Origin of the sequence: Escherichia sp. KCJ4928, from assembly GCF_004352695.1 — a bacterium.
GTDB lineage: Bacteria > Pseudomonadota > Gammaproteobacteria > Enterobacterales > Enterobacteriaceae > ECMA0423.
The window spans coordinates 19588-31481 of the sequence record NZ_SJWV01000036.1 but is presented as its reverse complement, the minus strand read 5'-3'; the positions used below and the strand labels follow the sequence as shown (position 1 = coordinate 31481).

Genomic DNA, 11894 nt, shown 5'->3' with positions numbered 1-11894 from the left:
AGTGCCCACACAGATTGTCTGATAAATTGTTAAAGAGCAGTTGCGACGCGGCTTTCAGCTCACTGTCGCGAGGTGGCGTATATTACGCTTTCCTCTTTCAGAGTCAACCCTGAATTTCAGGATTTTTCTCTTCAACCGAACCGGCTGTTTGTGTGAAGTGATTCACATCCGCCGTGTCGATGGAGGCGCATTATAGGGAGTTCTCCGCAGGCCGCAATAGAAAAATTGCAGAAAAATGACTGACTGCTGCATTCCCCAGCAAAACCCCGCTTTATACCTTTTTACGCACAGAGTTATCCACAATCATCAATGTAATTTCTGTATTTTTCCCACGGTAACCACTGTCAAAATTGTGATCACCATTGAAAGAGAAAAATTCGCGAGCGTTGCGCAAACGTTTTCGTTACAATGCGGGCGAAAAATAAGGATGCCCCGTTAGGGGCGTTAGCTGAGTTTTTCGCGAAAAATTCAGCTAACGCTCTCTGTAATAGTCAAATCCAGGGGATTTACCATGCAACAACGTCGTCCAGTCCGCCGCGCTCTGCTCAGTGTTTCTGACAAAGCCGGTATCGTCGAATTCGCCCAGGCACTTTCCGCACGCGGTGTGGAGCTGCTGTCTACAGGGGGCACTGCCCGTCTGTTAGCAGAAAAAGGTCTGCCGGTAACCGAAGTTTCCGATTACACCGGTTTCCCGGAGATGATGGATGGACGCGTGAAGACCCTGCATCCGAAAGTACATGGTGGCATTCTGGGCCGTCGCGGCCAGGACGATGCCATTATGGAAGAACATCAGATCCAGCCTATCGATATGGTGGTTGTTAACCTGTATCCGTTCGCCCAGACCGTGGCCCGTGAAGGTTGCTCGCTGGAAGATGCGGTTGAGAACATCGATATCGGCGGCCCGACCATGGTGCGCTCCGCCGCTAAGAACCATAAAGATGTCGCAATCGTGGTGAAGAGCAGCGACTACGACGCCATTATTAAAGAGATGGATGACAACGAAGGATCGCTGACGCTTGCAACCCGTTTCGACCTCGCCATCAAAGCCTTCGAACACACTGCCGCCTACGACAGCATGATTGCCAACTACTTCGGCAGCATGGTTCCGGCGTACCACGGTGAAAGCAAAGAAGCCGCTGGTCGCTTCCCACGCACGCTGAACCTGAACTTCATTAAGAAGCAGGATATGCGTTACGGCGAGAACAGCCACCAGCAGGCTGCCTACTATATAGAAGAGAATGTGAAAGAAGCCTCCGTTGCTACCGCAACCCAGGTTCAGGGTAAAGCCCTCTCTTATAACAACATCGCCGATACCGATGCGGCGCTGGAGTGCGTGAAAGAGTTCGCCGAGCCGGCATGTGTGATTGTGAAGCACGCCAACCCTTGCGGTGTAGCTATCGGCAATTCCATTCTTGATGCTTACGATCGCGCGTACAAAACCGACCCAACCTCCGCATTCGGCGGCATCATTGCCTTTAACCGCGAGCTAGATGCGGAAACCGCACAGGCCATCATTTCTCGTCAGTTTGTCGAAGTGATTATTGCGCCTTCCGCCAGCGAAGAAGCCCTGAAAATCACCGCCGCCAAGCAGAACGTACGCGTTCTGACCTGCGGTCAGTGGGGCGAGCGTGTTCCGGGTCTTGATTTCAAACGCGTGAACGGCGGTCTGCTGGTTCAGGATCGTGACCTGGGGATGGTCGGTGCGGAAGAACTGCGCGTCGTCACCCAACGTCAGCCGACCGAACAGGAACTGCGCGATGCGCTGTTCTGCTGGAAAGTGGCGAAGTTCGTGAAATCCAATGCTATCGTCTATGCCAAAAACAATATGACCATCGGTATTGGCGCGGGCCAGATGAGCCGCGTGTACTCCGCGAAAATCGCCGGTATTAAAGCTGCCGATGAAGGCCTGGAAGTGAAAGGTTCCTCGATGGCTTCTGACGCGTTCTTCCCGTTCCGCGACGGTATTGATGCCGCCGCCGCTGCGGGCGTGACCTGCGTAATCCAGCCTGGCGGTTCCATCCGTGATGACGAAGTGATTGCCGCCGCCGACGAGCACGGTATTGCGATGCTCTTCACCGACATGCGCCACTTCCGCCATTAATGGAGCAATAGATGAAAGTATTAGTGATTGGTAACGGCGGGCGCGAGCACGCGCTGGCCTGGAAAGCGGCCCAGTCGCCGCTGGTTGAGACTGTTTTTGTTGCTCCGGGTAATGCAGGCACTGCACTGGAACCCGCGCTGCAAAACGTTGCTATTGGCGTGACCGATATCCCGGCGCTGTTGGATTTCGCACAAAACGAAAAGATTGATCTGACCATCGTCGGCCCGGAAGCGCCGCTGGTGAAAGGCGTGGTCGATACCTTCCGCGCCGCCGGGCTGAAAATCTTCGGCCCAACCGCAGGTGCGGCCCAACTGGAAGGCTCAAAAGCGTTTACCAAAGATTTCCTGGCCCGCCATAAGATCCCTACGGCGGAATACCAGAACTTCACCGAGGTAGAACCTGCGCTGGCGTATCTGCGTGAGAAAGGCGCGCCAATCGTCATTAAAGCGGACGGTCTGGCTGCCGGGAAAGGCGTTATCGTGGCGATGACGCTGGAAGAAGCGGAAGCGGCTGTTCACGATATGCTGGCGGGCAACGCTTTTGGCGACGCGGGTCATCGCATCGTTATCGAAGAGTTCCTCGATGGCGAAGAAGCGAGCTTTATCGTGATGGTAGACGGCGAGCATGTGCTGCCGATGGCCACCAGCCAGGATCACAAACGCGTAGGCGATAAAGATACCGGACCAAACACGGGCGGGATGGGCGCTTACTCCCCCGCGCCGGTAGTAACCGATGAAGTTCATCAGCGCACCATGGAACGTATCATCTGGCCAACCGTGAAAGGCATGGCGGCGGAAGGCAACACCTACACCGGTTTTCTCTACGCGGGCCTGATGATCGACAAACAGGGCAATCCGAAGGTTATCGAATTTAACTGCCGCTTTGGCGATCCAGAAACCCAGCCGATTATGCTGCGCATGAAGTCCGATCTGGTTGAGCTCTGCCTGGCGGCCTGTGAAGGCAAACTGGACGAGAAAACGTCAGAGTGGGATGAACGCGCTTCTCTCGGCGTGGTGATGGCTGCGGGTGGATATCCGGGTGATTACCGCACCGGTGACGTGATCCACGGCCTGCCGCTGGAAGAAGTGGCAGGCGGCAAAGTGTTCCACGCGGGCACGAAACTGGCGGATAACGAGCAGGTAGTGACCAGCGGCGGGCGCGTACTGTGCGTCACCGCGCTGGGTCATACCGTGGCAGAAGCGCAGAAACGCGCTTATGCCTTAATGACCGATATTCACTGGGACGACTGCTTCTGCCGGAAAGATATCGGCTGGCGCGCTATCGAACGCGAGCAGAACTAACGCGACAGTTTTGCCAATAGCGTTTTGCGCGTGATCCCTAACTGACGGGCGGCTTCGGTTTTGTTGCCGCCCGTTTTCTCCAGTGCCGCCAGAATCACTTCTTTTTCGACTTCCACCAGCGGCTGAATATCCTGACTTTGCCCCAGCGGGATCGGCGTACTGGCAATCGCCAGCGGCAGCTCGCGTTCGGAAATATATTCCCCGGTCAGCAGCACCACCGACCTTTCCACCGCGTTTTCCAGTTCACGAATGTTTCCCGGCCAGTCGTAGTGGATCAGCAAATCCATCGCCTGTGGCGTAAAGCCTTTTACCGCCTTGCGATTACGCTCGGCAAAACGCTGAAGAAAATGGCTAGCCAGCAGAGGGATATCCTCCCGCCGTTGCCGCAGCGATGGTACTTCAATCGCCACCACATTCAGGCGATAGTAGAGATCCTGGCGAAAACGCCCGGCATTCACCTCTGCGGCAAGATCGCGATGGGTCGCCGCAATCAGCCGGACATCAACCGAGATAGTCTGGTTGCTACCGACACGCTGAACTTCGCGCTCCTGAATCGCACGCAGCAGACGCACCTGCATCATCGGCGAGATATCGCCAATTTCATCGAGAAACAGCGTGCCGCCGTCCGCCTCAACAAAGCGCCCTTCCCGGCGTTTATCGGCTCCAGTAAACGCCCCTTTTTCGTGACCGAACAATTCAGATTCCAGCAAGGATTCGTTGAGTGCCGCACAGTTGAGCGTTACCAGCGGTTTTTCGCTACGTGCGCTACTGGCGTGAATCGCCCTGGCGACCAGCTCTTTACCGGTGCCGGAATCGCCGTGGATCAGCACCGTGGCTTCCGATGGCGCGACGAGGGCGATTTCACTGAGCAGGTGTTGCATCGCCGGGCTTTTACCGACCATACCGAACTGGCTGGCAGTCACCGCAGGCGTTTCAGCATCAATACTGTGCGTATGCGCGAGCGCCTTTTCCAGCGTCGCCTGCAGGGTGTCGAAATCCAGCGGCTTGATGAGATAATCCAGCGCCCCGGTTTTCAGTGCCTCTACCGCCGTCTCGACGCTGGAGTATGCGGTCATAATCAGTACCGGAATCGCCGGATTTAACGCTTTGATCTCTTTTAGCGTGGCAATGCCGTCCATCTCTGCCATTCGCACATCGCAAAGCACAAGATCAAAAACCCGCTCCCGCACCTGCTCCAGCGCCTGTCGCCCGCTGTTCGCCAGCGCGACGTTATAGCCCCAGCCGCGCAGTAAAGCCTGCAAAATAGTGCAGTGGCTAATGTCATCATCCACCACCAGAATATCGATATTATCGTGCGTCATCCTTGTGGGTCCTTACGCGTAATATTGACCGGAAGCCAGAGGGTGAACGTTGAGCCTTTTCCCTCCTGGCTTGCGACCTGAATTGTACCACCGTGTTGTTCAACAATATTATGCACGACCGCCAGCCCCAATCCGGTGCCTTCGGCTTTGGTGGTGAAGTACGGAGTGAAGATGGCTTCAAGCTGATCTGCCGCAATTCCCTTACCGCTGTCGGTAACGCTGATTTTCACGCCCGCGCCGCTTTCGCTGACCGTCACGCTAATCACGCCATGCTGACCAATCGCCTGAATAGCATTGAGATAGAGATTCAACAGGACCTGAGTCAGCCTGTCCGGATCGGCCTGAATTTCCGGTAATGTGTCGTTGGCGGTAAAGCGTAACTGGATCTCCCGGCTGTTTGCATCCTGGCCTACCAGCTGTAATGAGTGGTTAATCAGCGTGTTGAGATCCACCGCCTGCAAAGCCAGATGCGTTGGCTTAACCAGTTCCAGCAGCTCGCTTACCACGCGGTTTAAACGGTCGGCCTCTTTCGCCATCACCTGCGCCAGTTGATGCGCTTCTCCCCCTGCAGGCGCGCGCTCGGCAAAGTATTTCGCCAGTCCTTTAATCGAGGAAAGTGGGTTACGGATTTCGTGGGCAACGCCTGCCGCAAGATGCCCCAGCGCCACTAGCTTCTCTTTGCGCTTCATTTCATCTTGTAGAAGCTGGCGCGAGCGCAGATAGCGGCGATACCAGAAGAATGACAATACGCTTGCCAGCAAGACCGTCGCCAGGGCGAAGAGGATAATCAGGGTGTTTCTCTGCTCACGATCTTCGGCACTCACAATATTACTGGCGTCGAAAGCGATGAAAATTGCTTGTGGTGTCGCGGCATACTGCTGCATATGGCGCATCCGGTGCATTCCAGCAGCAAACATCGGTTGAAACTGGCGATAAATTTCCAGAACAGGCTCGCCGTCTGCGCTATCGATCCGCCGCCACGCTTCTTCATCTCCCGGATGTAACTGCTGCATTTCCTGCGGGGAATAAAGCTGTTTTCCCACCATGCCGGAGTTGCTATGCATCACGATTGTTCCTTGTTCATCCGTGACCGCAAACCAACGTACTCCAGGCTGCCCGGCCATTTCTTCCAGTAAGGCCTGCTGCTGCGCATGATGCATGCGCATCCCCATGCCGACGCGCGAGCCGGATTCAAGAGCGCGAATAAGTACACTGCCTTTTTCCAGCAGCGTTTGTCTGGCGGCGGCAGTCTCGCGCCCATAATCGCGAATCACCGTCACCGCAAACAACCCTACCAGCCCAACAATGACCACGGGGAGGATCGCGCTTAACCATTTAGCTAAGGAGTCTTTAGAACGTTGCATAAAACGCATCTTCTTCTTTGCCTGCTCATCCCTTTCTGACAGCAGAAATCATGCCATCTTTTATCAGCGCTTACCCTGCGCTGTAACACAAAGGCTTAAGTTTCAATGAGTAAAAATGACTCGCTACCCGCAGCAGGCGAGTCATTTTTACTCGTTTATCATGCCAGATTACCCGTCATATCAGCGTTTCATCGTTGGCACGGAAGATGCAATACCCGAAGTAAGACAACCACTGGAGGATTAACCATGAAACGGAACACGAAAATTGCCCTGGTAATGATGGCGCTTTCAGCAATGGCGATGGGATCGACATCTGCATTTGCTCACGGCGGACACGGTATGTGGCAGCAAAATGCCGCGCCTTTGACCAGCGAACAACAGACAGCGTGGCAGAAAATCCATAATGACTTTTACGCTCAAAGCAGCGCACTGCAACAGCAACTGGTGACGAAGCGTTATGAATACAATGCCCTGTTAGCCGCGAACCCACCGGATAGCAGCAAAATTAACGCGGTCGCCAAAGAGATGGAGAATTTGCGTCAGTCGTTAGATGAGTTACGGGTGAAACGGGATATCGCGATGGCTGAAGCGGGTATTCCGCGCGGAGCCGGAATGGGCATGGGCTACGGCGGCTGCGGTGGTGGCGGTCATATGGGTATGGGCCACTGGTAAATCAGAACGTTTTCTCGTTGGGTTGCCAGCGACAGAAATCAGAGTTTGCCACTAACAGTAATTGCGAACCTTCGGGCGCTTCCAGCCATGCCACGCTGACATCAACAGAAGAGCGGCTCTGGCGGCGCTCGATATGCGCTATCGCCTGCGAATCTAAATCAGGTTTAATGGTTTGCCCTTCGCAGGTGGTCACGGTCTGTTCCATCGCATGCCAGCGCCCCTGGCGCAGCACGACTCTCCCCTGACGTAAGGCATCGCTAATCTGGCGGATCTGAGCAGCACGATAACGGTATAAATCGATTTGGTCGTTAGAAAGCTGCTGCTTTTCCCCATCGGATTCACGTTGCATAAAGCTCAGATCACCGCGATCGTCAAAACGCGCGCGAATGTTCACCGGCGGTTTGCTGTAAACATTGATATTGATGAGCGTGAGGTTATCGCCCTGCCAGCGATACTCTCGCGTCGTGGTATCGCCACTGCGCCACGGGCTAAACACGGCAAGCAGATGCACATTATCGCCGCTGTCTTTTCGCCAGATGCGTACCGCGCCCTGGTCTTCAGCAAATCCACTGGCGGTAAAGGGAGGAAGTGAAGAGTTGTGGCTACAGGCAGTGAGAAACAGCGCACCTGCCAGCATCAATGATCGACGCCAGAAAGACAAAAGGGGTGAAACCACCCCTTCGTTAAAACTGTTCACTGCCACGCAATCTTACTTAACTGCGTCTTTCAGTGCCTTGCCAGAAACAAATGCCGGTACGTTAGCTGCGGCAATTTTGATTTCTTTACCGGTCTGCGGGTTGCGGCCAGTACGCTCAGCGCGGTGGTTCACTTTGAAGGTACCGAAACCAACCAGTTGTACAGCATCGCCTTCTTTCAGAGACTCAGTAATTGCAGCCAGAGTGGACTCCAGAGCAGCTTTAGCCTGGGTTTTGGACAGTTCTGCTTTCTCTGCAATTACATCAATCAGTTGAGTCTTGTTCATAAGTTATCCTTACAATGTGTTTATCGCTTGCTAAGCATCGAGTGCGACGGAAATGCCAGAATAGCACTCTCCTGCATACACGCACCGATAGCCACTTTTTTTCGCCCCCCAAATGTAGACCAGACGGGGGGCGAAAGGGAAGACTCCAGGTACGACAAATCAGGCGTTAAATCACGTTTTCTGGTCTTATTGCTGAAAAATTATACCAATATTGCTCTCACCCGCCTCACGCAGGTCTGCCCTAAGGCCTTTTATCAGCTCGATATCGCGTTCTTCGCACTCAGCTAAAAGTCGGAATATTTCCCACTGAATGTCCCATTCTTGCTCTACAGCTGGGTTTTCTTTAAGCTCTTCATCGCTCATTTCGCGACCAGCCTGAGTCATTTCCAGCATCGCAACGGTCGTGATGGAGGTCTTACTCACTTCCACCGCGTGTTCGAGCGTTTCACCACTCAAACGCGAATGGACCAGTTCACTTAACGCCACGCAGGCATCGATTGCCGGATAAACGCCGTACAGATCGAAATCGTCGGCTGAAGGAATCGCTTCTTCAAATTTCTCCAGTTGGCTGTCGAAATTTACTTTTGCGTCTTTAACGGTCAGCGTTTCCCAGATGAGATCGAGAATACGACGGTAAATTTGCCCATCACCAAAACCGGTTTGCTGGCAGAACATGGCGTAATTGGGGTACATGCGTTCGCATAAGCAAGCCATGAAAGTGACATGCTGCCAGCTTTCCAGGCGCTCCAGACGCAGATGAATTGGGTTTTGTAACATGTTGAGTTCTCAAATACGGAAATTATCCGCAGTTTACCTGAATTAGGGCTGATTTGCTGTATAGCGCACGAACGCCGGACGTTCCGAGGCCACCGCGTCCGCCCAGCGCGTTGGCTCCGGCAGACGATAGCCTTTCATGCAGCGTTGTACCCACGCCAGCGCGCTGTCCACGCTGACCCGATGGCCGGTAGCGATAAACAACGGGTTACAGCGCGCTTTGCTGCGCCAGACCCAGGCCAGCTGCTCGCCTTTATCCATCAGTGGGGCCAGCGCGCCCGGTTCGCTGGAGAGCGGTTCGAATTTACCGCAGAGCCGTTTTTTCGCCACGCCGATCGTTGGCACATCCACCATCAAACCAAAATGGCTGGCGACGCCAAGACGGCGAGGATGCGAGATCCCATGACCATCGACAAACACTAAATCCGGCTTTTGCGACAGCATCTCCCACGCTGCCAGCAGCGCAGGATATTCGCGGAAGGAAAGAAAACCTGGAATGTAAGGCATGGTGGTGGCGATGCGGGCAACTTTATACTCCACCAGCTCAAGCGAGGGATATTTCAGCAGCACCATCGCCGCTCGCGTCACTTCTCCGCCCTGCTCAAACCCGACATCGGCTCCGGCGATCAGATCCGGTGGATCTTTATCGAGTCGATCCTCGCGGATCACAGAAGAAGCCAGTTCGATTTGTTGAGCGCGTAATGACGCGAGATCCATAATCACTCCTTAGCGGTGATACTGTTCAGACAGTCGATGCACTGCCTCCACGAACACGCCAGCATGTTCTGGCGGCACATCCTGATGAATGCCGTGACCAAGGTTAAAGACATGACCTTCGCCGTGACCGAAACCTGCAAGTATAGTCGCTACTTCTTCTTCAATGCGGGCAGGCGGCGCGTACAGCATCGACGGATCCATATTACCCTGCAACGCGACTTTATTGCCCACACGGCGGCGCGCATCGGCGATGTCCGTTGTCCAGTCGAGGCCCAGCGCATCGCAACCGGTTTCTGCCATGGCTTCCAGCCACTGTCCGCCGCCTTTGGTAAACAGCGTGACCGGTACGCGGCGACCGTCGTTTTCACGCAGTAAACCATCAACAATTTTATGCATGTAATAAAGCGAGAACTGTTGATAATCGCGCCCGGTAAGCACGCCGCCCCAGGTGTCGAAAATCATCACAGCCTGAGCACCGGCTTTAATCTGCGCATTCAGATACAAAGTGACGCTTTTCGCCAGTTTATCGAGTAGAGCGTGCAGCGCCTGCGGATCGGCATACATCATTTTTTTGATCACGGTGAAGGCTTTGCTGCTGCCGCCTTCCACCATGTAGGTTGCCAGCGTCCACGGGCTGCCGGAAAAACCAATCAGCGGCACTTCGCCTTTCAGTTCGCGACGAATGGTACGCACCGCGTTCATCACGTAACCCAGCTCATCTTCCGGGTCCGGAATTGGCAGTTTATCGACGTCGGCTTTGCAGGTGACTGGCGAGGTAAAACGCGGACCTTCTCCGGCTTCAAAATAGAGCCCTAACCCCATCGCGTCCGGCACGGTGAGGATATCGGAAAAGAGGATCGCCGCATCCAGCGGGTAGCGACGCAGCGGTTGCAAAGTCACTTCGCACGCCAGCTCGGCGTTTTTGCACAGCGACATAAAATCGCCCGCCTGGGCGCGCGTGGCTTTATATTCCGGTAGATAGCGACCCGCCTGGCGCATCATCCATACTGGAGTGACATCAACGGGCTGGCGCAGCAGCGCCCGCAGATAACGATCGTTTTTAAGTTCGGTCATTTTGGCTGTTCCTTAGTGCGTCAGGCGGTCAGTGTATCATCACTCATACTCTGCCCGACACATCGCCACCGTATCTTCTATCAGACGGCGCGCTACGGTGCCGGGCGGCGGGAGTAACGGCAAATCGTCATAGCGATACCAGTTCGCCTCGAGCAATTCTTTCGGGTCGATCACGATGTCGCCGCTGTCATATTCCGCCATAAACGCGGTCATTAAAGACTGAGGAAACGGCCACGGCTGAGAAGTCACGTAACGCAAGTTTTTAACTTTAATTCCGCTCTCTTCCATCACTTCCCGCGCGACTGCCTGCTCGAGGGTTTCGCCCACTTCGACGAATCCGGCAAGTACTGTATGGACACCGTTACGATGGCGGGTATGCTGGGCGAGGAGGATCGAATCATCGCGACGGATGGCAACAATAATGCAGGGGGCGATTTGCGGGTAGTAACGCTCACGGCAATGGCTGCACAGCATCGCCCATTCGGTTTTGCTCGGATACATTTCATGCCCGCAGTAACCACAGTATTTATGCGATCGGTAAAACTCCGCCAGTTGTACGCCTCGTCCGGCCAGTTGAAACAGCCCAACATCGAGATCAATGACCTGACGTACCGACCCCATATCGTGACGCCGCTGCTGTTGTACTAACCAAACAGGTTCCCCCTGCCATTCGCCGATTTGTAGTGCGCGCTGACCCACAAGATCGAAATTTGCCGCTTCGCCATATGGCAATTCTCCCTTCGGCAACCATAATTTTTGTTCATGGCTGACGACCCACCAGCCGTGATCTAATTTTTCAATTATACGATCCATAGCTCTTGCACTACCTTTGCATCACTGGCATGTTTAACATGGTTTTTACATTTCTCACTGAGCAGTTTTTGAATACAAACTTGCGGAGTCAATCATGCTTAACCAGCTCGATAACCTGACGGAGCGCGTCAGAGGAAGTAACAAACTGGTTGATCGCTGGCTACATGTACGTAAGCATCTGCTCGTGGCTTACTACAATCTGGTTGGCATTAAGCCTGGCAAAGAATCGTACATGAGGCTAAACGAAAAAGCCCTTGATGATTTTTGTCAGAGCCTGGTCGATTACTTGTCTGCCGGGCATTTCAGTATTTATGAGCGCATTCTTCATAAGCTGGAAGGCAACGGGCAACTCGCGCGCGCCGCGAAGATTTGGCCGCAACTTGAAGCCAATACTCAACAGATTATGGATTACTATGATTCCAGCCTGGAAACCGCTATCGATCATGATAATTACCTTGAGTTTCAACAGGTTTTATCTGACATCGGCGAGGCGCTGGAAGCGCGCTTTGTGCTGGAAGATAAGCTGATTCTGCTGGTGCTTGACGCCGCCCGCGTCAAACATCCTGCTTGAGTTCTGTGCTGTTAACGCGTAATTTACATTCAATGCCCCATTTGCGGGGCTAATTTCTTGTCGGAGTGCCTTAACTGGCTGAGACCGTTTATTCGGGATCCGCGGAACCTGATCAGGCTAATACCTGCGAAGGGAACAAGAGTTAATCTGCTATCGCATCGCCTTTGCGGCGATCGTCTCTTGCTTCATCCGTCGTCTGACAA

At 54.0% G+C, this 11894-nt stretch carries 12 protein-coding genes and 1 riboswitch; of the genes, 4 read left to right on the top strand and 8 right to left on the bottom strand.

Annotation, left to right across the window (positions count from 1 at the left end; translation table 11 throughout):
* The first annotated feature begins 511 nt into the window (after positions 1–511).
* Both purH and purD read left to right on the top strand, forming a co-directional pair.
* Positions 512–2101, top strand: coding sequence for a bifunctional phosphoribosylaminoimidazolecarboxamide formyltransferase/IMP cyclohydrolase (gene purH, locus E0D98_RS08110; RefSeq protein WP_047086745.1), 1590 nt, complete (start codon positions 512–514; stop codon positions 2099–2101).
* 11 nt (positions 2102–2112) lie between these two features.
* Positions 2113–3402, top strand: a complete 1290-nt coding sequence (gene purD, locus E0D98_RS08105) for a phosphoribosylamine--glycine ligase (protein ID WP_000866809.1) — start codon at positions 2113–2115, stop codon at positions 3400–3402.
* On the opposite strand, the gene zraR is transcribed toward purD, so the two are convergent.
* Both zraR and zraS read right to left on the bottom strand, forming a co-directional pair.
* A complete protein-coding gene (gene zraR / locus E0D98_RS08100) occupies positions 3399–4724 on the bottom strand; it encodes a sigma-54-dependent response regulator transcription factor ZraR (RefSeq protein WP_000148553.1) in 1326 nt (441 codons plus the stop codon). The genes purD and zraR overlap by 4 nt on opposite strands.
* Entirely contained in the window at positions 4721–6097 is a 1377-nt protein-coding gene (gene zraS / locus E0D98_RS08095; RefSeq protein WP_001211910.1) for a two-component system sensor histidine kinase ZraS, read from the bottom strand. Before zraS ends, zraR begins: the two co-directional genes overlap by 4 nt.
* A gap of 237 nt (positions 6098–6334) precedes the next feature.
* Here zraS and zraP point away from each other — a divergent pair, with 237 nt between their 5' ends.
* Positions 6335–6760, top strand: coding sequence for a zinc resistance sensor/chaperone ZraP (zraP, locus tag E0D98_RS08090; protein ID WP_000828222.1), 426 nt, complete (start codon positions 6335–6337; stop codon positions 6758–6760).
* Position 6761: 1 nt separating this feature from the next.
* Here zraP and E0D98_RS08085 read toward each other — a convergent pair whose 3' ends face one another.
* The 6 genes from E0D98_RS08085 to nudC form a co-directional block, all read right to left on the bottom strand.
* Entirely contained in the window at positions 6762–7457 is a 696-nt protein-coding gene (locus E0D98_RS08085) for a DUF1481 domain-containing protein (RefSeq protein WP_001377723.1), read from the bottom strand.
* Positions 7458–7469: 12 nt separating this feature from the next.
* A complete protein-coding gene (gene hupA, locus E0D98_RS08080) occupies positions 7470–7742 on the bottom strand; it encodes a nucleoid-associated protein HU-alpha (protein ID WP_001044513.1) in 273 nt (90 codons plus the stop codon).
* A gap of 186 nt (positions 7743–7928) precedes the next feature.
* On the bottom strand, positions 7929–8519 hold the full coding sequence (locus E0D98_RS08075) for a YjaG family protein (RefSeq protein WP_000940106.1): 591 nt from the start codon (positions 8517–8519) through the stop codon (positions 7929–7931).
* 42 nt (positions 8520–8561) lie between these two features.
* Complete coding sequence (gene nfi, locus E0D98_RS08070) at positions 8562–9233, bottom strand: deoxyribonuclease V (RefSeq protein ID WP_000362392.1); 672 nt, start codon at positions 9231–9233, stop codon at positions 8562–8564.
* A 9-nt stretch (positions 9234–9242) separates the two neighbouring features.
* Positions 9243–10307 carry a uroporphyrinogen decarboxylase gene (gene hemE, locus E0D98_RS08065; RefSeq protein WP_000137657.1) on the bottom strand — a complete coding sequence of 355 codons (1065 nt, stop codon included), beginning with the start codon at positions 10305–10307 and terminating at the stop codon, positions 9243–9245.
* Positions 10308–10346: 39 nt separating this feature from the next.
* Positions 10347–11120, bottom strand: coding sequence for an NAD(+) diphosphatase (nudC, locus tag E0D98_RS08060; RefSeq protein WP_000373940.1), 774 nt, complete (start codon positions 11118–11120; stop codon positions 10347–10349).
* A gap of 94 nt (positions 11121–11214) precedes the next feature.
* Here nudC and rsd point away from each other — a divergent pair, with 94 nt between their 5' ends.
* On the top strand, positions 11215–11691 hold the full coding sequence (gene rsd / locus E0D98_RS08055; RefSeq protein ID WP_000934302.1) for a sigma D regulator: 477 nt from the start codon (positions 11215–11217) through the stop codon (positions 11689–11691).
* Positions 11692–11742: 51 nt separating this feature from the next.
* A riboswitch (TPP riboswitch) is annotated at positions 11743–11843 on the top strand.
* Positions 11844–11894 lie beyond the last annotated feature (51 nt).